Origin of the sequence: Acinetobacter sp. ABJ_C4_1 (assembly GCF_044538495.1) — a bacterium.
Lineage (GTDB): Bacteria > Pseudomonadota > Gammaproteobacteria > Pseudomonadales > Moraxellaceae > Acinetobacter > Acinetobacter nosocomialis_A.
Genome location: NZ_JBIUCQ010000012.1, coordinates 83,102 through 107,174 on the forward strand (window position 1 = coordinate 83,102; position 24,073 = coordinate 107,174).

Annotated in this window: 20 protein-coding genes; 3 read left to right on the top strand and 17 right to left on the bottom strand. The window is 40.5% G+C overall.

The genetic code is table 11. The annotated features are described in order from the left end of the window. Positions 1 to 53 precede the first annotated feature (53 nt). The 6 genes from gyrA to xerC form a co-directional block, all read right to left on the bottom strand. The gene (gyrA, locus tag ACIF8R_RS14180) at positions 54 to 2,768 is read right to left on the bottom strand and encodes a DNA gyrase subunit A (protein ID WP_396481447.1); all 2,715 of its coding nucleotides are present in this window, start codon (positions 2,766 to 2,768) and stop codon (positions 54 to 56) included. A gap of 412 nt (positions 2,769 to 3,180) precedes the next feature. Beyond that, positions 3,181 to 4,140, bottom strand: coding sequence for an MBL fold metallo-hydrolase (locus ACIF8R_RS14185; protein WP_396481491.1), 960 nt, complete (start codon positions 4,138 to 4,140; stop codon positions 3,181 to 3,183). A gap of 90 nt (positions 4,141 to 4,230) precedes the next feature. After that, entirely contained in the window at positions 4,231 to 5,073 is an 843-nt protein-coding gene (locus ACIF8R_RS14190; RefSeq protein ID WP_396481449.1) for a helix-turn-helix domain-containing protein, read from the bottom strand. A 77-nt stretch (positions 5,074 to 5,150) separates the two neighbouring features. Beyond that, positions 5,151 to 6,083: an electron transfer flavoprotein subunit alpha/FixB family protein gene (locus tag ACIF8R_RS14195; protein WP_004699815.1), complete on the bottom strand. Its 933-nt coding sequence runs from the start codon at positions 6,081 to 6,083 to the stop codon at positions 5,151 to 5,153. Between the two features lie 17 nt (positions 6,084 to 6,100). Further along, on the bottom strand, positions 6,101 to 6,850 hold the full coding sequence (locus ACIF8R_RS14200) for an electron transfer flavoprotein subunit beta/FixA family protein (RefSeq protein WP_000646180.1): 750 nt from the start codon (positions 6,848 to 6,850) through the stop codon (positions 6,101 to 6,103). A 465-nt stretch (positions 6,851 to 7,315) separates the two neighbouring features. Then, positions 7,316 to 8,203: a tyrosine recombinase XerC gene (gene xerC / locus ACIF8R_RS14205; RefSeq protein ID WP_396462482.1), complete on the bottom strand. Its 888-nt coding sequence runs from the start codon at positions 8,201 to 8,203 to the stop codon at positions 7,316 to 7,318. 164 nt (positions 8,204 to 8,367) lie between these two features. Here xerC and ACIF8R_RS14210 point away from each other — a divergent pair, with 164 nt between their 5' ends. Continuing rightward, positions 8,368 to 8,991 (top strand): LysE family translocator, encoded by a 624-nt coding sequence (locus tag ACIF8R_RS14210; RefSeq protein WP_396481452.1) that lies wholly within the window; start codon positions 8,368 to 8,370, stop codon positions 8,989 to 8,991. A gap of 49 nt (positions 8,992 to 9,040) precedes the next feature. On the opposite strand, the gene ACIF8R_RS14215 is transcribed toward ACIF8R_RS14210, so the two are convergent. The 6 genes from ACIF8R_RS14215 to ACIF8R_RS14240 form a co-directional block, all read right to left on the bottom strand. Further along, complete coding sequence (locus ACIF8R_RS14215; protein ID WP_396481454.1) at positions 9,041 to 9,646, bottom strand: alpha/beta fold hydrolase; 606 nt, start codon at positions 9,644 to 9,646, stop codon at positions 9,041 to 9,043. 102 nt (positions 9,647 to 9,748) lie between these two features. Continuing rightward, on the bottom strand, positions 9,749 to 10,594 hold the full coding sequence (gene dapF / locus ACIF8R_RS14220; protein ID WP_396481456.1) for a diaminopimelate epimerase: 846 nt from the start codon (positions 10,592 to 10,594) through the stop codon (positions 9,749 to 9,751). A gap of 5 nt (positions 10,595 to 10,599) precedes the next feature. Continuing rightward, positions 10,600 to 11,850 carry a diaminopimelate decarboxylase gene (gene lysA / locus ACIF8R_RS14225; RefSeq protein WP_396481458.1) on the bottom strand — a complete coding sequence of 417 codons (1,251 nt, stop codon included), beginning with the start codon at positions 11,848 to 11,850 and terminating at the stop codon, positions 10,600 to 10,602. A gap of 22 nt (positions 11,851 to 11,872) precedes the next feature. Then, positions 11,873 to 12,097, bottom strand: coding sequence for a lipoprotein (locus ACIF8R_RS14230; protein WP_396481460.1), 225 nt, complete (start codon positions 12,095 to 12,097; stop codon positions 11,873 to 11,875). 140 nt (positions 12,098 to 12,237) lie between these two features. After that, positions 12,238 to 13,644: an amino acid permease gene (locus tag ACIF8R_RS14235; protein ID WP_263614411.1), complete on the bottom strand. Its 1,407-nt coding sequence runs from the start codon at positions 13,642 to 13,644 to the stop codon at positions 12,238 to 12,240. Between the two features lie 301 nt (positions 13,645 to 13,945). Next, positions 13,946 to 15,364, bottom strand: coding sequence for an amino acid permease (locus ACIF8R_RS14240; RefSeq protein WP_396462392.1), 1,419 nt, complete (start codon positions 15,362 to 15,364; stop codon positions 13,946 to 13,948). A gap of 175 nt (positions 15,365 to 15,539) precedes the next feature. Here ACIF8R_RS14240 and radA point away from each other — a divergent pair, with 175 nt between their 5' ends. Continuing rightward, a complete protein-coding gene (radA, locus tag ACIF8R_RS14245) occupies positions 15,540 to 16,928 on the top strand; it encodes a DNA repair protein RadA (protein ID WP_304402689.1) in 1,389 nt (462 codons plus the stop codon). A gap of 82 nt (positions 16,929 to 17,010) precedes the next feature. Continuing rightward, the gene (locus tag ACIF8R_RS14250; protein WP_263614413.1) at positions 17,011 to 17,997 is read left to right on the top strand and encodes a Tim44-like domain-containing protein; all 987 of its coding nucleotides are present in this window, start codon (positions 17,011 to 17,013) and stop codon (positions 17,995 to 17,997) included. Between the two features lie 57 nt (positions 17,998 to 18,054). On the opposite strand, the gene epmA is transcribed toward ACIF8R_RS14250, so the two are convergent. From epmA to ACIF8R_RS14275, 5 genes are all read right to left on the bottom strand, one after another. Then, positions 18,055 to 19,029 (bottom strand): EF-P lysine aminoacylase EpmA, encoded by a 975-nt coding sequence (gene epmA, locus ACIF8R_RS14255; protein WP_396481462.1) that lies wholly within the window; start codon positions 19,027 to 19,029, stop codon positions 18,055 to 18,057. Beyond that, the gene (locus tag ACIF8R_RS14260; protein WP_396481464.1) at positions 19,026 to 20,093 is read right to left on the bottom strand and encodes a 4-phosphoerythronate dehydrogenase; all 1,068 of its coding nucleotides are present in this window, start codon (positions 20,091 to 20,093) and stop codon (positions 19,026 to 19,028) included. Before ACIF8R_RS14260 ends, epmA begins: the two co-directional genes overlap by 4 nt. Before the next feature lie 104 nt (positions 20,094 to 20,197). Next, positions 20,198 to 20,590 carry a YkvA family protein gene (locus tag ACIF8R_RS14265; protein WP_209045448.1) on the bottom strand — a complete coding sequence of 131 codons (393 nt, stop codon included), beginning with the start codon at positions 20,588 to 20,590 and terminating at the stop codon, positions 20,198 to 20,200. A 119-nt stretch (positions 20,591 to 20,709) separates the two neighbouring features. Continuing rightward, positions 20,710 to 21,501: a formate dehydrogenase accessory sulfurtransferase FdhD gene (gene fdhD / locus ACIF8R_RS14270; RefSeq protein ID WP_396481466.1), complete on the bottom strand. Its 792-nt coding sequence runs from the start codon at positions 21,499 to 21,501 to the stop codon at positions 20,710 to 20,712. A gap of 78 nt (positions 21,502 to 21,579) precedes the next feature. Continuing rightward, the gene (locus ACIF8R_RS14275) at positions 21,580 to 23,988 is read right to left on the bottom strand and encodes an FdhF/YdeP family oxidoreductase (RefSeq protein WP_396481468.1); all 2,409 of its coding nucleotides are present in this window, start codon (positions 23,986 to 23,988) and stop codon (positions 21,580 to 21,582) included. Positions 23,989 to 24,073 lie beyond the last annotated feature (85 nt).

Genomic DNA, 24,073 nt, shown 5'->3' on the forward strand with positions numbered 1-24,073 from the left:
TAAATCAGAAATAAAAAAGGAAGCCTGAGCTTCCTTTTTTATTTTAAAACGTTTTACTCTTCAGAAGTATCTTCATTATTAGATACAACTTCTTCACTATCGGTTTCAGTCGTATCTACTTCGCCTTCAAGAAATTCTTCTTCGTCTTCTACAGCTTCAATTGAAACTACGCCAACAAGAGTTTCTTCTTCGCTTAAACGGATGAGACGAACACCTTGAGCATTACGGCCTGTCATTGCAACTTCTGCTGCACGCGTACGAACAAGCGTACCACCATCAGAAATCAACAATAACTCTTTAGTTTCATCAATAGAAACTGCACCAACTAGCTCACCGTTACGTTCACTTGTTTTAATCGCAATAACGCCCTTACCACCACGTTTCTTGGTCGGGAAATCATTTACAGGAGTACGTTTACCGTAACCGTTGGCACTCGCACACAATACTTCACCAGTCTCAGGTACAACGACAAGCGATACGATGCGGCTTACTAGACTTGAATCTACTGAATCATCATTATCATCTGATTCATCGTTTTCAACATCTGCATCTTCTTCACTTAAGGTACTGCTTGCGAAGCTCACGCGCATACCACGTACACCTTTCGCTGTACGACCCATTGCACGTACGTCAGTTTCAGCAAAACGAATTGCTTTACCTTCGTTAGAGAACAACATGATTTGCTGATTACCATCAGTAATCGCAACACCAATTAAGGTATCTTCTTCATTCAGTTCAATAGCACGTAGACCATTTGAACGAATGTTTGCAAACTGTTCTAACTCAACACGCTTAACCGTACCAGAAGCTGTCGCCATAAACACATAGTGGTTTTCTGGGAACTCTGTTAAAGGCAAGATAGCAGTAACTGTTTCTGTTGCATCTAAAGGTAACAAGTTCACAATTGGACGGCCTTTTGCCCCACGTGATGCTTGAGGAACCTCAAATACTTTCAGACGGTACACTTTACCCACGTTGGTAAAGCAAAGTACGGTCGCGTGGTTCGATGCCACAATCAGATGTTGAATAAAGTCATCATCTTTCATAGAGGTTGCAGACTTACCACGTCCACCACGGCGCTGTGCCTGATAGTCTGAAAGTGGTTGAGTTTTTGCATAACCCGTTTGCGAAACAGTTAATACCACTTGTTCTTCTGGAATTAAATCTTCACGGCAGAAATCAACACGAGATTCAACAATTTCAGTACGACGTGCATCGCCATATTGTTGTAATACTTGTGCTAACTCTTCACGAATAACACCCATCAACAAGTTGAAGTCGTTTAGAATTGCCGTCAGTTCAGCAATTTGACCTAAAATTTCAGTATATTCTGCGTGTAACTTGTCTTGTTCTAGACCTGTTAAACGGTGTAAACGTAATTCTAAAATTGCGCCTACTTGTGTCGGAGATAGACGGTAAATTGAATCGCTTAAACCAAATGGACGATTTGGATCTTCACCTTCAATTTCATCTGGACGAACAGAAATAGCACCTGCTTTTTCAAGTAATGAAATAACACCACCACCTGCCCACTCACCAGCAAGTAAACGCTCACGCGCTTCAGCAGGGTTAGCAGAAGTTTTGATGGTTTCAATAATTTCATCAATATTTGCTAAGGCAACTGTCAAACCTTCTAAGATATGACCACGTTCACGTGCTTTACGTAATTCGAACATGGTACGGCGTGTCACAACTTCTTGGCGGTGACGAATAAATGCCGCAATAATATCTTTTAGATTCATCAATTTTGGTTGTCCGTTGTCTAGACAAACCATGTTGATGCTAAATGAGTTTTCAAGCTGGGTATTTAAGAATAAGTTATTTACAACGACTTCTGCGTTTTCACCGCGTTTTAAGTCAATCGCGATACGCATACCGTCTTTGTCAGACTCATCACGAAGCTCTGAAATACCTTCAAGTTTTTTCTCTTTAACTAACTCAGCAATACGTTCAATTACTCTTGCTTTGTTGACTTGATATGGAATTTCAGTAAAGACGATTGTTGTACGACCTGTCTTTTCATCTTCTTCGAAATGGTATTTACCACGAATGTGTAAACGACCTTTACCGGTACGGTAGGCATCAACAATACCTGATTTACCGTATATAATACCGCCTGTAGGGAAGTCAGGACCGGTAATGTATTCCATCAATCCTTCAATCGAAATATTCGGATTATCAGCATAAGCCAAACATGCATTCACAACTTCTGTCATGTTGTGTGGTGCCATGTTGGTTGCCATACCTACAGCAATACCCGCAGCACCGTTAATTAACAAGTTTGGAACGCGTGTCGGAAGTACCTGAGGAATACGTTCCGAACCGTCGTAGTTATCTTCCCAGTCAACTGTGTCTTTTTCTAAATCTGCAAGAAGCTCATGTGCCAGCTTAGTCATACGGACTTCGGTATAACGCATCGCCGCGGCACTATCACCATCGATCGAACCGAAGTTACCCTGACCATCAACCAATAAATAACGTAAGCTAAAGTCTTGAGCCATACGAACAATGGTTTCATAAACAGCTGAGTCACCATGCGGGTGATATTTACCGATTACGTCCCCAACGACACGAGCAGATTTCTTGTAGGCTTTGTTATAGTCATTGCCCAATTCGTGCATGGCATAAAGCACACGACGGTGAACAGGTTTAAGACCGTCTCTCACATCCGGCAATGCACGAGATACGATTACACTCATTGCGTAATCTAAATATGAATGCTTGAGTTCGTCCTCAATGGCAATCGGTCGGATTTCCGATACGCTCATGCATACTCCTTCTTACAGATAGATATTTCTATCCGTTTATATGTCTTGATCTTGCAAAAAATTTAGTTCCGGAAAGTGAACTAAAATCGAAAAAAATATAGCTGTATACTATAGCATAAATTGCTCGCTAACTGGGAGTTTAGCGATCTGAAAATAGCATTTTTTTACAATAAAAATTCCATTAGAATTAATAAGTTAAAATTATAGGTTTCTACTTTTAAATGTATTCCTTAAAACTCAATTATTCGACCAAAATATAAACAGCATGAAAGTGCTCTTTTTAGAACACATTTCATCTATTTAAAGAATCAAACTTTTCGTCTTAACCCAACTTAGCAATATTTGAGCTAAAGATTCGGAGTCCATTTTTCAAATTCATTGCTTTTTTTTTTGAATAATCAATTTGAACTTATCATTTTACAGGACGATATTGAGCCGGTATCCATTGATATCCTTTTGAGCTTTTACCAATGTGTCCAATGCCAGGAAAAGCGATATGTGCTGCCCCTACCCACCATTGGTTTTTATAGGCTTGTTCAAAGATATTCTTACGAACAGCTATAGCCTGATTCGAGTGAGTATCGGGTTTGTAGCTTGCTTCAGGATAAGGAAATTGGACTGCACCGTAATGCACCACATCACCTAGACCTAAGAACTTTTGACCGTTTTGTCCATCTACTAAGTATGAAGAATGACCTTCCGTATGACCATGAGTCACGATCAGTTGAACATTCGGTACGTTAAAAGTGGCTTTGGTAAAAGCAACGAGTTGCCCTGCCTTTTGGTATGGCTGCAAGGCATCACGCGTCATTCTAAATATTGGTTTAAAAAAATCGGTGGCTTTTGCTTCATTTGCAGATGATGTCCAAAAGTCGACATCTTCTTTCGCCAGATAAACTTTCGCATTTGGATAAACCATTTTGCCATCGAGTGTAATACCGCATAAATGATCAGGATGGGCATGTGTAATTAAAATCGTATCTATTTGTTCAGGCTGTACGCCTGCTTTCTTCAAGTTTTCACGTACATGACCTAAAGTTGGGCCAAAACATTTTGCAGTCCCTGCATCAATCAAAATATTTTGCGTAGGCGTTTGCACAAGATAGGCAGAGAAATCCGTGACAATCTGATTATGCTCATCTACAGGAACAAAATTTTCTTCAAACAGTTGATTGGCTTTTTCAGCCGAAATACCCAGTAAATCACTACGAGGCAGTCCCAGTTCCCCATCAAACAATGCCGTTACTTTTAGGTTTCCTACGGGCTGTAAAAAGTAACCATCAACCTGATGCACGGTTGGCTTTTGTTCTGCATGTATAACTGTACTGGCACTCAGCAGCAATAATATCGCAAGTGATTTTAATGATTTCATCATAGTGTCCTTGGTATTTTCATACTTTAACTCTATTGGTTTTTATCTATTTAAATCGCTCAATAAACTACAAGAAACGCTCAAATTGACTTATTCGGCAGCTAGAACAGCTGGATCTATACCATAACGCTCTACAAAGCGATCACGAAAAATAGCAACAGACTGGTATCCAGATTTTGCTGCAATCGTTTTCATCGGTAGTTTTTTCGAATACAACAACTCAAGTGCATAAGTAAGACGGGCATGCGTAATCGTTTCCCTTAAGGTCGTATCTTCATGGCTAAGCTTGCGACGAAGTGTTGCACTGCTTAAACCTAGTCGCATTTCAAACTCACTAGACTGCCAATGGTGCTGCGGATTCTCTATTACCCAATCGTGAATGATTTTTGTTAATTTAGGTGGCGGTACAATTAATACATCTGAGAAGTGCCGTTGGCATAACTGTACAAGCATAGCGGTAATACATAAACGTGCTTTCACTACATCATGATTAAACAAAGCCGTTTGCCACTCGGTTAAAGAGGTGGCAAAATCATCAATTGAAAACTTTAATATTGCTTCAGTTTTGTCGACTACGGGCTTCGCCCAAATCATTTGTGCAGCTTGAATGACTTCGTCACACATAGGCACAAGAATAGTGAGATACTCACCCGTTATAGGGTCAGGCAGATTAACTGCATCGATAACCGTATCGGGTTTTATAATATAGAGATCACCGGCACTAAAATTGATTTGTTTTGTTTGAAGATTTAATTGTTGTTGCCCATATAGAATAAATCCCATATGCAACTGGCTAACTTTAATATTGGAAAGGCCATGCTGATTTTTAGATCGAATACATAAATAATCTCGTGCCATATCTGCCCGTGCCAATCTCACCAATGACTGGTGCAATTGATGAGCTTCTATGGAACCGGAATAGTTAATATTCATAATAATGATCGAAATAAAAAACGCCCTTGGCTAGTTATAGCACAAGGGCGTTTTTCAATTAAGTCACAAGCTGTAAATTACAACTTGCTTACTAACTCTGGTACTACAGCGTTCAAATCACCAACTAACCAGTAGTCAGCAACGCTGTTGATTGGTGCTTCTTCGTCTTTGTTGATTGCAACAATAACTTTAGAATCTTTCATACCAGCTAAGTGCTGGATCGCACCAGAAATACCTACAGCAATGTAAAGCTCAGGTGCAACGATTTTACCAGTTTGACCAACTTGGAAATCGTTAGGTACGAAACCTGCATCAACTGCTGCACGTGAAGCACCTTGTGCTGCACCAAGCTTGTCAGCTAATGGGTCAAGTACTTTGTGGTAGTTCTCACCAGAACCTACACCACGACCACCAGATACAACAATACGAGCAGCTGTTAATTCTGGACGATCAAGTTTAACGATTTCTTCAGATACAAACTTAGAAATGCCTGCGTCTTTTACTTCGCCAACAGTTTCAATCGCAGCAGAACCACCTTCCGCAGCAACTGGATCAAATGCTGTACCACGAACAGTACCAACAATGATTGCTTCGTCAGATTGAACAGTTGCAATAGCGTTACCAGCATAGATTGGACGCTTGAATGTGTTCGCAGATTCAACAGAAATAATGTCTGTGATCATGCTTACATCAAGAAGCGCAGCAACACGTGGAAGAATGTTCTTACCAGTCGTTGTAGAAGCAGCTAAAACGTATTTGTAACCTTTAGCCAAGTCAGCAACTAAGCCAGCTACGTTTTCAGCTAATTGGTTTGCATAAGCAGCGTTGTCAGCAAGCAATACTTTGCTTACGCCAGCAACTTTAGCAGCAGCGTCAGCAACTGCTTGAGCGCCTGAACCAGCAACTAATACAGTAATATCACCACCGATTTTTTGAGCTGCAGCAACAACGTTTAAAGTAGCACCGTTAAGTGTCTGGTTGTTGTGATCAGCGATAACTAAAATACTCATGATTTTATCCTTCCGTATTAGATCACTTTCGCTTCATTTTTCAATTTTTCAACAAGCTCATCTACAGATTTCACTTGTACGCCAGCTTTACGTTCTGCTGGAGCTTCAACTTTAACAGTTTTAAGCTTAGTACCAGCTGTAACACCGTAATCAGCAGGAGATTTAGTATCAAGCGGTTTTTTACGAGCTTTCATAATGTTAGGCAATGCAGCATAACGTGGCTCGTTTAAACGCAAGTCAGTTGTAATAATTGCAGGAAGCGCAAGTTCAACAGTTTGTAAACCACCGTCGATTTCACGAGTCACTTGTACTTTACCGCCATCCACTTTCACTTCAGAAGCAAACGTACCTTGACCAGCACCTAATAATGCACCAAGCATTTGACCTACTTGGTTAGAATCATCATCAATTGCTTGTTTACCAAGAAGGATAAGTTCTGGTTTCTCAGCGTCAACAACACCTTTTAAGATTTTAGCAACTTCTAGAGCGCCAATTTCATCAGTGGTTTCAACTAAAATACCGCGGTCTGCACCCAAAGCCATTGCAGAACGGATTTGTTCTTGAGCTTCTTTAGGACCAATAGAAACAACAACGATTTCTGATACTGTTCCTTTTTCTTTTAAGCGAACCGCTTCTTCCACTGCGATTTCACAAAATGGGTTAATTGACATTTTAACGTTGGTAAGGTCAACCCCACTATTGTCCGGCTTAACACGAACTTTAACGTTGGCATCAACCACACGTTTTACAGCAACAAGAGCCTTCATGTAATCCTCGGCTGTTCTAGCAAAAGTAAATGTTGAGAAAAGTATATTAACTCTTCAATTCAAATTTTTTAGGTACCCTATCTTGCAATGTGTTTGGCATTTCGGTCAAGTCACAATTTTCTGGAACAGTACAAAAAAAATGAAATCATCAGTTCATAAAAAAAATTTCACACCTGACTCGCCCTTATTTTATTCTTTTTAAAGTCTATTTTATACATTGATTTTTATTATCTTTTTATCTTATTTACCTTATTAGTCAGAAACATAAGCGCCTTGTAAATGAGTCAAATTTTGTCGTTTTTAGGCCATATATGTCGACAAAATGTGCAAAGTTCAAAATGGTCAATTGGGTAATTTCACATATTTCTTTTAAACAAATTTGTAAAAAAGTACAAATGATCTCTATATTCATCTTATTCAGTGCAATCAAAGTCGCGTATTGATAAATAATTTATCTTAAATGACTTAATGCTTGGTCGCTCGCGGATGAGCCTGATCATACACTTGAGCCAAATGATCAAAATCAATATGTGTATAAATTTGGGTAGTCGATAAGTTGCTATGACCTAACATTTCTTGAACTGAACGCAAATCACCACTACTTGATAACATATGGCTGGCAAAACAATGTCGAAGTAAATGTGGATGTAAGTCGACATTTACACCAGCTCGTTGTGCCTGAAGTTTTACACGTTTCTCGATTTGCCGTGGAGTGAGTACACCACCTCGTTGAGAAATAAAAACAAAAGCATTTTGGTCAAAATGACCTTTCCAGATTTTATAAATTTTAAGCCAGTTCAATAGACTTTCTTTTGCCTTTTTCCCAAATGGGACAATACGGGTTTTATTTCCTTTACCCGTAATACGAACAAGATGACGATTAAAATCGATATCTTTAATTGTCAGGCCTTGTAGTTCAGCGAGTCGTAAACCACTTGAGTAAAGTAGTTCCAACATGGCTTTATCTCGCAACCAAAGCTGCTGATCAATTGGCTTTTCCGGCATGGGTTGATCTAAAATTTGATTAACCGTTTCTATATCGATCATGCCCGGCAAAGGCCGAGGCTGGCGTTTTAACTTAAAATCGTCAGTAGGATTAATTTCTAGATATTTGCCCTGTTCAGCCCACTTCATAAACTGGCGAATAGAAGTGAGATGACGCTGCATGCTACTTGCGCTTAACTGGTCTTGCTCAACACGCTGAGCCAGATATTCACGTAAATCTGAAGCTTCAACATTTTTTAAATCAATTTTTTTTGAGTTACAGAACTCAAGAAAGCTTTTCACATCTCGCTCATAAGCCGTGATTGTATGCTCAGACTGATTTTGAATTTTTCTTTCTTTTAACCACATCGAGAGCAGTTGTAATGCAAAATCCAAATTGCTCTCCATTTATTTGCCCATTTTTTTTGAGTGTACCAAAAACTATTTGATCATGAAAATTTCATATCGCACAGCATAATGAATCTAACTTATATATTACAATTTATATCAAGTATTCATTGGACCTTGCTGCCATGACCACCATACTCATTCCTTATTTAATTGCCATTACTTTACTTACGCTTACTCCTGGCTTAGATACGACTTTAATTATTCGTACTGCTACACTTGAAGGTAAATCTAAAGCATTCCAAGCAGCTCTTGGAATTAGTCTTGGCTGTATTGCCTGGGGGGTTGTCGTGGCCTGCGGTTTAGGTGCCTTACTTATGGCTTCAAACTTAGCTTTTAATCTATTGAAATGGATGGGAGCTGCTTATCTCGCATGGCTTGGTTTAAATATGATTTTAAAACCACGTAGCCAACTTGCAGACATACAAGAAAATAATTCAAATCGCTCTACTTCAGAGAATTGGTTTATCAAAGGTTTCTTTGGCAATTTACTCAATCCCAAAGTAGGCATCTTTTATATTTCATTTCTTCCCCAGTTCATTCCAGCCCAAGCATCGGCTGTCACTTGGGTAATGGGACTTGTAATGATTCATGTGGTGATTGGAATAGTATGGTCAACTTTATTAATTCTAGCCATGCAGCCACTTTCACGTTATCTAAAACAACCTAAATTTGTGAAATATATGGACCGAATTACAGGCAGTATTTTTGTGTTGTTCGCATTGAAATTAGCTTTGAGTAAAAGATAACTTTTAAAAAGCGTGCTAACGCATAGCACGCTAAATAATAGCTAAAGATTTACATAAAGTTTTTTAAGTAGTTTTCTATTTGGACTGCAACTTCATCGGCATGTTTTTCTGCTAATTGATGGTCCCCGCCGTTCACAACATATAACGTCGATTTTTCAAACTTTTGATTTAAATACTGGCCTACCTGAACAGGACTCACCGGATCGTTATCGCCCCAGATTAATAAAGTTTCAACATTTATATCTGGCAAAAACTCTTCGTAGTTGGCATTAGTAGTAACAAACCAATCTAGATATTTTAAAAATGTTTGGCGATATGCTTCACGCCAGTCTTGAACATTAAATCGTTTAAGGTTGATTCCACCAGAAGTAGCAATTAAGACCAGCCCTTTCACCAAATGAGGTTTTTTTAGCGCTGTGGCAACGGCAAAAATCCCACCCATAGATTGCGCGACAATGATAGATTCTTCATTAATTTGATCGACCACATAATTTGTTAGGTCTTCAAAACTCTTCACTTCAAGGGATTCTGGTGTATCGCCAAAACCGGGGTAACCAATAATTTTTGTACGGTATTGCTGAGGTAATTTTTCAATTAAGGGATACCAAAATGCAGTACTGCCTGATGCACCAGGTAAGAAAATTAAATTATTCATATTTTTATAAGGTTATGAAATTAAAAAATTATTGTACATATAAAAGAAAGCCTCTTTTATCACTTTAACTGATGAAAAGAGGCTTTTATTTAGGCTATGCGATTAACCTTGGAAATAACGTAAATCCAAACGTCCATCATATACATGGGTTGTTGGACCAGTCATCCAAACCACATCACCTTCTTGCCATTCAATTTGTAACTTACCACCAGCAAGTTCAACTTCAACTGAGTTCGCAAGTAAACCACGGCGCATACCACTTACCGCAGCAGCACATGCTCCTGTACCACAAGCGAGTGTTTCACCAACACCACGTTCAAATACACGTAAGCGAACATGTTTATCATCAATCACTTGCATAAAGCCAGCATTCACACGTTCAGGGAAACGTTTATGTGATTCAACTTGTGGACCAATATTAGCAACATCAGCAGTTAACACATCTGGAACAATAGTGACCGCATGAGGATTACCCATGTTCACCACATCAATACTAATGTTTTGGTCATTTGCCAACTCAAGGGTATATAAAGCTTCTGGCTCTTCAGCAACAAATGGAATTTCATCTGGTAGAAACTTTGGGTAGCCCATATTTACGCGCACCCAACCATTTTGCCCAAGCTCTGGCTTTACAATACCTGCTTTGGTTTGTACGGTAATGTTGGTTTTATTGGTTAAATGACGTTCATGTACAAAACGAGCGAAACAACGTACGCCATTACCACACTGTTCAACCTCAGAACCATCTGCATTGAAAATGCGATATTTAAAGTCAGCTTCTGGTAGATCTGGTGGTTCAACAATTAAAAGCTGGTCAAAGCCAACACCAAAGTGTCGATCTGCCAAACGTTGAATGGTTGCTGTATCTAAATAAGCTCTTTGGCTAATTAGATCAACCACCATGAAATCATTGCCCAAACCATGCATTTTGGTAAATTCTAATAACATCTCATTTACTCCTCAGGCAATAAACGTTCTTTTTCCCAAAGCGATTCAACCGTTTCACGTTCACGAATTAAATAGCTCTTTTCACCTGATACCATGACTTCTGCTGCACGGCCACGCGTGTTGTAATTTGAACTCATGACAAAACCATAAGCCCCTGCACCGAGTACAGCCAACAAGTCATTTTCTTGTAATGCGAGTAAGCGATCTTTACCAATAAAGTCACCTGTCTCACAAATCGCACCAACGAGGTCCCATACTTTTTCTTCAGTATCGGTACGTGGCACAACAGGCTGAATATCCATCCAAGCTTCATATAAAGCAGGACGAATCAAATCATTCATTGCTGCATCAATAATCGCGAAATTACGATGTGTCGTTGGTTTAAGCAAATCAACTTTAGTTAAAAGTACACCCGCATTTGCACTGATGCTACGGCCCGGCTCCATATAGACTTTTAAGCCTAACTTTTCTAAAGCAGGTTTCATAGAGTTTGCATATTCTTCAACACTTGGCGGTGTTTCATCTTTATAACAAACCCCTAAACCACCACCGATATCGATATGTTTAAGATTGATACCTAGTTTTTTCAATTCATCAATCATCACAATGACACGGTCTAAAGCATCAACAAATGGTTTAGTTTCAGTGAGCTGTGAACCAATGTGGCAGTCAATACCTACAATTTCAAGGTTAGGTAAAGAAGCTGCGTATTGATAGGTTTCATAAACGGTATCACTTGGAATACCAAATTTATTTTCTTTTAAACCAGTTGAAATATAAGGATGTGTTTTTGCATCGACATCTGGATTTACACGTAACGAAACAGGTGCTTTTTTACCTAAGCGAGCAGCTACTTTTTGAATGCGGTCCAGCTCTGCATAAGACTCGACATTAAAACAAGCAATACCTACATTAAGTGATGTTTCAATATCTACTTCAGTTTTACCTAAACCTGAAAATACGATTTTAGAAGCATCCCCACCCGCTTTCAAAACACGAGCCAGCTCACCACCAGACACAATGTCAAAACCCGCACCAAGTTTTGCCAAGACACTAAGAACAGCCAAGTTTGAGTTAGACTTCACCGCAAAACAGATTTGATGATCAATAAAGTCAAAGGCACGATCCATATCTAAATAATGTTTTTCAAAAGCTGTTTTTGAATAAACATATAACGGTGTGCCAAATTGCTGCGCAAGCTGCTCTAGAGAACATTGCTCTGCATGCAATACTCCATTAATGCGGGTGAAACTCATGAATGTGTCCTTATTTCAAAGCTTAAGGTGAAGTTGTTTGGGTTGGAGCTGATGATGACTCGACTGGCTGTTCAGCCTTTTCATCCTTTTGCACAACTTGTTTTGATTCTTTATTACGATAGAGCAAGTATTTTGCACGGTTGTCATAATTTGGATCAGAAGGTAGCTGTAATGCTCCTGACTGACCGCAAGCTGTAAGCAAAATACTGCTGCTCAATAAACTGATGAGGCAAATGACACGACGCATCTGAGCACCTGATTTAAACAATTCGATGCAGTATACCGTGATCATGCAGGCGGCTAAAGAGTAAACTTGAATAGAAAAACAATATGCATAAAAAACGCCAGCTTTTCAGCCAGCGTTTAGTCATAAGCAAATCAATTTCATTACTTTTTATGACGTGGTTTATAAAAGAAGAAATAACCAATGATCAAGATAACAAACCAGATTGGGCTGACTTTCAGTGCTTTAAACGTGTCTGGCTCTAAAGACAACACGTAAATCATGCCAACAAAGAAAATAATCGTGATCCAACAGGTAAATAAACCACCCGGCAATTTAAATGTTGATTTGGCATGCAGTTCAGGACGCGTCGTGTAATAACGAATGTAGCTCCAGATAATCAGTAACCACACGCAAATAAACAGAATGGTTGAAAGTGTTGTTGCAAGTGTGAAAGCTTCAACTGTATTTGGTACAAAATACTGTAATGCCGCACCTAACAATAAACACGCAGCAGAAAAATACAATGCATTTGCAGGTACTGCACGTCTGTTCAATTTACCAAAAGCTTTCGGTCCTTGATCTTCACGAGATAAACCAAACAACATACGGCTTGTTGAGAATACACCGCTGTTCATTGACGACATCACTGATGACAATACCACTAAGTTCATCAAGATTGCTGCCGCTGCAATACCTGCTTGGCTAAACAAGTTTACAAATGGGCTGATCGCCGGATCAATTCTGTTCCACGGCGTTACCGACATTACAATAAGCAATGCCAATACGTAGAAAATAATAATACGAACTGGAATTGAGTTAATCGCTTTAGGCAAGTTACGCTCAGGGTCTTTGGTTTCAGCAGCCGTTGTTCCGACAAGTTCTACACCAACGAAAGCAAAGATTGCGATCTGGAAGCCAGCCAAGAAGCCATGCACCCCTGTTGGGAAGAACCCACCATTTGCCCACAAGTGAGTAAATGAAGCCACCTCGCCCGTACTAGAAGTAAAGCCGGTAAAGATCATCCATAGACCCACTGCAATTAAAATAATAATCGCAAGAATCTTAATAAGCGCAAACCAGAACTCTAACTCACCAAATAGGCGTACAGTTAATAGGTTCAAACCCATAATAAATACAATAGCGGCCACACTAATCATTGCACCTTCCATTGGTGAGAAAGGCTGCCCGTTATTGAAGAATTGTAAGTAGTAGATAATTGCAGAAAGATCGGCGATACCAATCGTGATCCAGCACAACCAATAGGTCCACCCCACAAAATAACCTGCCCATGGGCCAATTAAATCTGTGGTGAAGTCAATAAATGATTTGTAGGTCAGATTTGACAGGAGTAATTCGCCAAGCGCACGCATGACAAAAAACACCATCACACCAATAATCAAATAAATGAATAAGATAGATGGGCCGGCAAGACTAATCGTTTTACCTGACCCCATGAATAATCCAGTACCGATGGCACCACCAATTGCAATCAGCTGTAAATGCCGATTGGAAAGACTACGATGGAGCTCACCTTGTTCATGAGGGTCGCTCAGATTTTGATTCGACATTTTATGAATACACTCCAGTAATTTTTTTAGTCCGTTAGCTAAATTCAAATCAAAAAGACGATATCGCACCATTTGCAGGTATCTTTTTAAATGTATATTTTTTGACAACTTTTCAGCTAACCAATTTTTGTCTGTATGGCTGATAATTTCAAGATACATACAATTAAATCCGATAATACGCACAAGAACATAGCAATACAACGCACCTTCCAGTCTACAAATAAGACTTGAACCACTTTGATTTTTCAATTAAAAAAGGCAATCTGATCGATTGCCTTTTTATATGTTGCTTCTAAGTTATTTATTCTTGGGCAAAATTACGTTTTATTTTTGACTTATAAAAACCAAAGTAACCAATTGCAAGTACAAGGAACCAGATTGGGCTAACCATAAGCGACTTAGCTGTGTCTGCTTCAAGGCTCAAAATCGCAATCGTAAATAAGAAGAAAGCAATAACGACATAACTCATCGCTACCCCACCCGGCATTTTAAAGTTCGATTTTTCATGCAGTTCAGGAGATAACTTACGGTAGCGGATGTAACACACCAAAATCAAAATCCATACCGTTAAGAATAAAATGGTGCATAACGTTGTTGCCAAGGTAAATGCTTCAATGGTATTTGGCACAAAATATTGTAATAAAGCACCACCCATAATACAGGCACAGGAAAAAATTAAACCATTTGCTGGAACTGCACTTTTAGTCAGCTGACCCAAAGTTTCAGGTGCCTGACCATCACGTGATAAGCCGTACATCATTCGACTCGTTGAAAAAATACCGCTGTTCATCGAAGACATTACCGATGACAACACCACGAGATTCATAATAATTGCAGCAGTTGGAATACCTGCCATTAAGAATAATTCAACGAATGGGCTACGATCTGCTTTTACCTGATCCCAAGGTGTTACAGACATCACCACCATTAATGCCAATACATAGAACAAAATGACGCGAATCGGAATTGCGTTAATTGCTTTAGGCAAATGTTTATGTGGATCTTTAGTTTCAGCGGCTGTAGTCCCGACCAACTCCACCCCAATAAAAGCAAAGATCGCAATCTGGAAGCCCGCAAGGAAACCATTTACCCCATGAGGGAACATACCGCCATGATTCCAAATGTTAGAGATAGCAGCAACAGAGCCAGATGGTGATTGGAACTTGGTCACGACCATGTAGATGCCGGCAAGGACTAAAGCAATAATGGCAACAATTTTGATAATCGCAAACCAAAATTCAACTTCACCAAATAGACGAACCGTTAATAAGTTTAAAACTAATAAAAAGAGAACACAGCCCGCACTAATCATGGCCTGTTCTATTGGACTAAAACTGACTCCATTGGGTAGCCAAAAACTCAAATAGCTCGTTACCGCGGTTAAATCTGCCATACCTACGAGTACCCAACTTACCCAGTAGGTCCACCCGACATAAAAGCCAGCCCAAGGGCCGATCAGGTCATAAGCCATATCGACAAATGACTTATAATTTAGGTTGGAAAGTAAAACTTCTCCCAAAGCACGCATAAGAAAGAAAATCATGGTGCCAATAATTAAATAGATAAATAAAATTGACGGCCCCGCCAATGAAATAGTTTTGCCCGACCCCATAAACAGGCCTGTTCCAATGGCCCCTCCAATAGCGATCAATTGTAAATGGCGATTGGTCAGCTTGCGCTGTAAGTCGCCAGCATGATCATGATGCTGAAGATTAGACATAGGTAAATATCCTAAAAATTTCCCACCTTAGCTAAAGCAAAATGCATTCCAATATTTTTGGACAACGGGTGAAAAATAGGCCTTTGAAAAATGATCGGGTTCTGCCTACGTTCAGGGTGTCGTTTTGCTATACTCTGTTTTTACTGATTATGAAGTTATCTAACCGAAGTCGAATATGAGCAAAGTCAAAACTGTTTACCGTTGCGAACAATGTGGTGCTGATCATCCTAAATGGGCCGGTCAATGTTCAGAGTGTGGTGAATGGAATTCTCTGACTGAAGTCAAACTCGAACCTACTACAGCGCATCGTGCGCGTCCTAAAATTGGTGGCTATGCAGGCCAAGTTGCCAATATCACAACACTTAATAAAGTCTCGGTTTCTCATGAAACCCGCTTACCTACAGGTATTAGCGAGTTTGACCGTGTGCTCGGCGGTGGTTTGGTCACAGGCTCAGTGGTTCTGATTGGTGGTGACCCAGGTATTGGTAAATCGACTATTCTTTTGCAAACCGCAACCCACATGGCAAGTGCAAAAAGCTCTGCACTTTATATTACGGGTGAAGAATCGTTATCTCAGGTGGCTTTACGTGCTCAGCGCCTTGACCTGCCGACAGATCAGTTAAAAGTTATGGCTGAAACCTGCGTTGAGCGGATTTGTGAAGTTTTAGAGCAAGAAAAACCTGTTGTTGCAATTTTGGACTCGATTCAAACGCTTTACACAGAAACGCTCCAATCTGCACCAGGTGGTGTCTCACAAATTCGTGAATCTGCTGCGTTATTGACCCGTTATGCAAAAAATAGTGGCACAGCGTTATTTATTGTTGGCCACGTGACCAAAGAAGGTGCACTCGCAGGTCCACGTGTTTTAGAACACATGGTGGACTGCGTACTTTATTTTGAAGGCCAGTCCGACTCACGTTATCGTATGATTCGTGCTGTTAAAAACCGTTTTGGTGCAGTCAACGAACTTGGCGTATTTGGCATGACCGATAAAGGTTTACGCGAAGTAGCCAACCCTTCTGCTATTTTCTTGAGTCGTTACGACGAAGCAATTCCCGGTTCAATTGTTATGATTAGCCGTGAAGGTACTCGCCCGCTTTTAGTTGAAGTTCAGGCTTTAGTCGATGATGCCCAAGGGCAACCACGACGCGTCGCGCTTGGTCTTGAACAAAACCGCTTAAACATGTTGCTTGCTGTAATGCACCGTCATGGCGGTGTGCAAACCACAGGACAAGATGTCTATGTCAACATTGTCGGTGGTTTAAAAATTACTGAAACAGGTTCTGACTTGGCTGTTTTACTGGCCTGTGCTTCGAGTTTACGTACCAAAGCATTGCCTCAGCAACTTGCAGTTTTTGGTGAAGTTGGACTTTCAGGTGAAATTCGTCCTGTGCCAAATGGACAAGAACGTTTAAAAGAAGCGGCAAAACATGGCTTTAAATATGTCATTTTACCTAGAGGCAACGCCCCACAAAAAGCGATTCCGGGGGTTCAAGTGATTGCTGTGGCACGCTTACATGAAGCGCTCACCGAAGCGATGCAGCTCAGCGATGAATTGACATAAAAAAACATATTTTTATAGTTGAAATTTAGTGTAAATGGCTGCATAAATACTATTACAAATTAATTTTAAACAGGAATTTCCTATGGAAGTACACCAGCGCGGCTTGATAACCGGTATTTTAATGGCTGCTTTGGCAATTTCTCCTCTTGCTGAAGCAAAACGTGCAGGTGGTGGTAAAAGCCACGGCATGGCACGCTCTACCACTTCAAGCCAGTCATATCAACAACCTCGTCAAGTGGCTCCAGTTCAACAACCTGCTACAGCACCTCAGAGATCTGGTCCGGGTGTTGGTTCAATGGTTGCAGCTGGTGTAGCTGGTGCTGCCGTAGGTGCTGTTGCAGCACATGCTTTAGCTGATGACAAACCAACATCAACTGAACAACGTGTAACCCAGCCTGACAACGAGCAACAAGCTGCTCAAGCTCAACAGCAACAAGAGAAGAAAGGTGGTATCCCAGGTTGGTTATGGGTATTACTTGCTGCTGCTGTTGCCTTTTTTGTATTCCGCAAATTTGGCGGGAAAAAAAAATTAGCAGCAAATAATCCTTACGCTCCAAACAGCAACGGTCAAAACACATTTGGCCGTTCAGCTGCGCCAACTAACTCAAACGACAATACCAATATTTTTGGTCAGTCTGTTGGTGGTGGTACAGCAACTCAAGCTCCGTTTGGCGGTGCAACAACAAGTAATGGCAATCAGTTACCAGATGGTAGCGAACCTGCTTCTTTCTTACGTGTTGCTCGTCAGCGTTTTAACCACATTCAGTCAATTAACAGTGCAAGTAACATCGAAGAAATTCGTCGCTACTTAACCCCTGAACTTTATAACTCTATGTATAACGATATCATGGAGAATCAAGATCAGGACGTTGCCGAGTTTAGTAACTTAAATGCAATGGTTGTAGACAGTGCGACTGAAAATGGTCAATACATTGTGAGCGTACGCTTTACAGGTACAGTAAGTGAAGATTTAAATAGCTTGCCACAGCCATTTACTGAAATCTGGCACTTTGTAAAACCTGTTGGCTCTCAGCAAGACTGGGTTGTTGCAGGTATTCAACAAGCTTAATTTAAATAAGCTCTAAATAAAAAAGCCACATTATTGTGGCTTTTTTATTATTTGTTTTTAGGCAATTTCAGCTGGAAATGCGATGACTTTTTCAATTTTAAGTTGATCTGTAGCAACCATGAGTAAACGGTCTATGCCTAAAGCAATTCCTGAACATTCAGGCATATGAGGTAACGCAGCCAACAAGTGCTCATCTAATGGCATGACATGAAGCCCTTGCTTAGCTCGTTCTGCATTGTCTGCTTCAAAGCGTGAACGTAACACGTCTGCATCGAGCAATTCATCGTAAGCATTGGCAAGCTCTAAGCCTTCAATATAAACCTCAAAACGCGCTGCGACCTCTTCCCCATCTTCATCTACTTTTACTTTCGCCAAAGATGCCATTTCTGGCGGAAAGTCAGTTAAAAAGACAGGTGCATCAAAACCTAAACTTGGCTCAACAAAATGAGAGAACAACAAATCCATATAAGCTAAGCGGTCATCACCTAAATCAAGATTTAATCCCACACGATTTGCAGTATCTTTGAGTTGCTTTAAAGTTGCTTGTAACGGGTTAATGTCCAAGCGGTCCTGAAAGGCATGCTTATAACTTAAAATAAATGGACGAACTTCACCAAAGCGATGTTGCAAACAGGTTTGTAATAAGTCTGCTGTTTCATGCATTAATGTTTTTAAGTCCAAACCCGGACGGTACCATTCAAGCATGGTAAATTCACTGTTGTGTTTACGTCCGTGTTCATCGTCTCGGAAAACCTTACAGATTTGATAAATCGGCCCACTACCACTTGCCAATAAACGCTTCATGGCAAACTCTGGCGAGGTTTGTAAATATTGAGTCTGCAACTTGCCATGAATATGACGCAAAGTCTGAACCGAAGCCAAATGCACATCGGTAACACCTGCTTGTGAAACGATTGGCGTTTCAACTTCCATGACATCACGTTCTGCAAAGAACTGGCGAATTTGGGTATAAAGCTTAGCACGAGCCTTTAAAGCATCAATTGAACAAGTAGGTTGATAACTTAAACTCATGCCTGTGGTCCCCCGTGTGCTGCCCATTCACGGCGCAGCGGATAATTCTTACGTAATAAATCAAATGCTTTTTGCTCTACTTTGCCGTCTTTAACGCAGGCACGGATGTTGGCATCATCTTGAGCAATATCATAAATTTGAGATAGTTTTTGCTTGAGCACTGCCTTTAAATCATGTCCTGAAAAATAGTCTTCGCATGCAGGTAACTGAGTTTCAAAACGTTTATTAAGGTCATATCCAAATTTTTGGCAAAACGCTTCATAAATCATTTGTGTACCGCGTGCCTTACCTTCCAAGCTATAACCTGCGATATGCGGTGTCGCCAACGCCAACATATTTAAAAGCTCATCCGATATGACTGGTTCATGTTCAAATACATCGAGCACGACTTTACGCTGGGTGCGTTGAATGTCTTGCATTAAAGCAGCTTCTTTCACCACCGGACCACGAGCGCTATTAATTAAAATGGTGTCAGGTTGAAGTTGTGCAAAAGTTTGTTCATTGAAAAGATGATATGTCGCATGTTCATCGTTTTTAGTAAGCGGCACATGAATTGAAATCGCATTGGCTTGTTGCAATAGGGTTTTAAAGCTTACATTTTCAATTGAATCTAACTGTACATATGGGTCAAAACCAATTACGTTCCAACCAAGTAACTGAGCCATATAGGCCAAACGTTTACCCACGTTGCCAAGCCCCACAATGCCTAGCGTAAATTTTTCTTGTTGTTCTAAAAGATTCACATCTAAATGCAGTAAAGCAGTAATCACATATTCAGCAACGGCTTGTGCGTTACAACCTGCTGCATTGGCCCATGTAATGTCATGTTTTTCTAAGGCTTGAATATCTAAATGATCGGTTCCGATTGTGGCACTACCCACATATTTTAAAGCGGTATTTTGAATTAAACTTTCGTTCACTGCGGTGACTGAGCGAACCAATAAAGCTTCAGCATCTTTTACATCTGCGTGCGTTAAGGTGCGTCCTGCATGGTGTTGAATATCGCCAAATTCTGAAAAAAAGTAATCGGTAAATGCCAAGTTTTCATCTGCGACGATTTTCATTGTCTGCAACTCATAGCTTATAAAAACGTTATTATCCTTTGAGTTGTAGCAAAGCACAATGTTCGGGGCGTTAAATTACGACAACCTTTCTAAGCGTAGTTCACCTACAAACCACCACCGAAATAAAAATAAGCCATCACGGCAAGAGTGAGCCACATTAAAATAATAAGTACAGCAACCAAATAATTTCGTGGCCCTTTTTCATGTTCTTCTAGCCATTCATTAGCTTGCTGTTCCGCATCGAAAATAACCTGTTGAGGCGTAAAACGAAGCGCTAACCAAATGAGTATGGGTAAAATGATGGCATCGTCTACAAACCCTAATATAGGAATAAAATCTGGAATTAAGTCGATGGGACTAAAAGCATAAGCCACAGCCACTACCGCAATAACTTTAGGTAACCACGGCATTTGAGGATGCCTTGATGCAAACCAAAGCATAATAATTTGTTTTTTTAGACGTTTTGCCCATTCTTTTATTGATTGTACCCAAGACATTTGGACAGACTCTGAACCTTTAGAGTTTTATAATAATCTATAAAATCTATCCTTAGCTTAAAAGCAACAGAAATGTCAGATGAGCTTCGTTTTAAGCCCATCATATTGAACGATATATTTTAAATTTCTGTATATAAAACAAATCTATCTCCCCTACAGAAACTTGCCAATGTGAGGCCAGATTGTTTGGCTAACTGAATGGCCATACTGGTCGGTGCTGAAATTGAAGCGAGCAAGCTAATATTCAACTGGGCACATTTTCGTATCAGTTCATAACTTGCCCGACTGGTCATCACCACAAAACCTAAACTGGTGTCGTAGTTTTCTTGCGCTAAATAACCAATTAGTTTGTCTAAGGCATTATGGCGGCCAACATCTTCAAATAGCGCCACGATTTGACCATCAACCACCCACGCTGCGGCATGTGCCCCACCTGTTAAAGCTGTAATTTCTTGCTGGGCTTTTAAATGGGAAATGGCACTTGGAATTTGCTCAAGCCATATTTTTGATGCATGTGTTGTAATTTTTGGCACGTCTAACTGAAACTGTTCTAAGTTCTCAATTCCGCATAAACCACAGCCTGTACGACCTACCATCATACGGCGGTGTTCTTTTAGTGCAGCAAATGCTCTCGATGAAATGGTCATTTCAACCGTAATTCCCAATTCACTTTGATGCACATCAAGCGCATATAGCTCTTTTAAACTGGTCAAAATGCCTTCAGAGAGACTAAAACCTTTGGCAAATAATTCGACATCGGTTGGTGTCGCCATCATCACCGCATGTGAAATACCGTTATACACCAAGGCGATTGGGTACTCTTGCACAATATGATCTAAAACATTTTCAGATTCGGTTTTGTTAAACCGCTGTACTTGTAATGTTTCAACCCCATAAGAATGTGGTGTCAAAATGATTTCCTTTATTTCAAAATGGCGCTTGTTTAGAGCGCCATTTATTTGAATTACATTTTAAATATCGTCTTAGATTTAAAGGCTGCTGACTTTTCTATCTGCATCTTCAGGGTCAACGGCTGTTGCCAAGTTAAAATGCTCAGGTGCATTTCCAGGATGCAAAATCACAGGAACACTTTTTGATGCCGGAATCTTGGCATATTTATCGTGACTGCTTAATGCCACCAAAGGATTGGTTTCTGGATAGTAAGCGGCCAAGCTGCCACGCGGAATGTTGTAAGGCACAATACGGAAACTATGCACAATACGTTTCACACCATCCGAGAAAACACTTTCAATATCAACCCACTGGTTTGCTTCAAAGCCCGCTTCATCAATATCGGCTTGGTTCATAAATAACACACGGCGCTGACCAAACACTCCGCGGTAACGGTCATCTAACCCATATAACGTGGTGTTGTATTGGTCATGGGAACGAGTGGTCATTAAGGTATAGACCTTACTTTCGGTATATGCCGCAACGTACTGATTTTCCTTATCGGCATAAACCTCACTCAGAGGTGTAATCATAAACTGCGCTTTACCACTCTTGGTATTCCAGATGTGCTGATTGGCTGGATGTTCTAGATGGAAACCACCCGGTTTATAAACACGTAAGTTAAAGTCATGGAACTCATCAAATACATCTGCAATTGAGTCACGAATACGGTCATAGCTTTCAATGTACCATTTCCATTTAATCTGACTGTCTGGAAGTACCGCTTCAGCCATTCTTGCCACGATATCCGGTTCCGACAATATGTTTTTAGAAATTGGTGTATTGCGCCCTGCCGACAAGTGAACATTACTCATTGAGTCTTCAACCGAAATCGCTTGTGGGCCATGAAGTTGCTCATCAATTTCGGTACGGCCTAAACATGGCAAAATAAGTGCGTCTTTACCACACACCAAATGGCTACGATTTAATTTCGTTGCGACATGAACAGTTAAATCACATTTTCTAAGTGCTTCTTGAGTATATGGAGTATCGGGAGTTGCAACCGCAAAGTTTCCGCCCAAACCAATAAAGACTTTGACCTCGCCTTCAGCCATAGCTTTAATGGTTTCAACCACACCATGCCCATTTTTTCTTGGCGATTTAATACCGAACACACGGTCAATGCTATCGAGTAGTTTAGGGCTAGGCAGTTCATTAATACCCATCGTGCGGTCGCCTTGCACGTTACTGTGCCCACGAACCGGACAAAGTCCTGCGCCCGGTCTACCAATTTGACCACGCGCCAACAATAAATTTGCCAGCATATGTACGTTAGCGGTTCCGTGACGGTGCTGGGTAATCCCCATACCCCAACAGAAAATGGAGCGCTCTGACTCTAAAAAGAGTTTAGAGAGTTTTTCTAAATGTTCAGGTGAAAGACCTGAGTGCTTATAAATATCTGCCCACTCAGTTCTTTCCACCTCGGCAATCATTTCATCGAAACCAACAGTATTCACCGCAATAAAGTTTCGGTCAAAAACGCTTGGTTTACCTGAAGCAAGTGCTTTTTTATCCCACTCATTTAAATGCTTTAACATCCCTAACATGAGTGCATAGTCACCCCCAATTTTTGGCTGGAAATAATAACGACTAATTGGCGTACTGCCGTTGGTCATCATTTCAAGCGGTGCTTGCGGGTCTTGGAAACGCTCTAGGCCTCGTTCTTTAATTGGGTTAATCGCAATAATATTGCCGCCGCGTTTAGAAACTTCACGTAAAGTACCTAACATACGTGGATGGTTGGTGCCGGGGTTATGACCAAAACTAAAAATAGCATCGGCTATATCAAAGTCATCTAGGGTGACTGTGCCCTTTCCTAAACCAATCGAGTCGAGCAAGCCGACACTTGTGGTTTCATGGCACATGTTTGAACAGTCTGGAAAGTTATTTGTACCGAAGCTTCGCACAAACAATTGATATAAAAATGCGGCTTCATTACTGGCACGGCCCGACGTATAAAATGCCGCTTGGTCTGGGTTGTCTAGTGCATGTAAATGTTGAGCGATGAGCTTAAATGCGTCGTCCCATGAAATAGGCACATATTTATCGGTTGCAGCATCATAACGAACTGGGTCGGTTAAGCGCCCTAAGTCTTCTAAGAAAAAGTCACTTTGTTCTGACAACCAACTGACGGTATGACCTGCAAAATATTCGGGAGTAACGGTTTTACTGGTTGCTTCAAAGGCAACCGCTTTGGCACCATTTTCACAAAAGTTAAATGCGTGAGCGTCTTTCTTTTCTGGCCATGCACAGCCGGGACAGTCAAAACCTGTCGGCTGGTTAATGTTGAGTAAGGTAATTGAGCCTTTGCCTAAAATATCTTGTCGCTTTAGGTTTCGAGCAACACTCAGCAGTGCGCCCCACCCGCCAGCAGGATGAGTATATGGCTCAATTCGCGCAAAACTATTATTTTCCTGTATGTGCTTTTGTTCTTCTGAATTATCCACTTTTTCATCCTCTTATCTTTTTTACACTCAACAGGCTCAGAGAAATCACAATTTAATTATGGTTTTATCAAAGCTACCCGCTGTT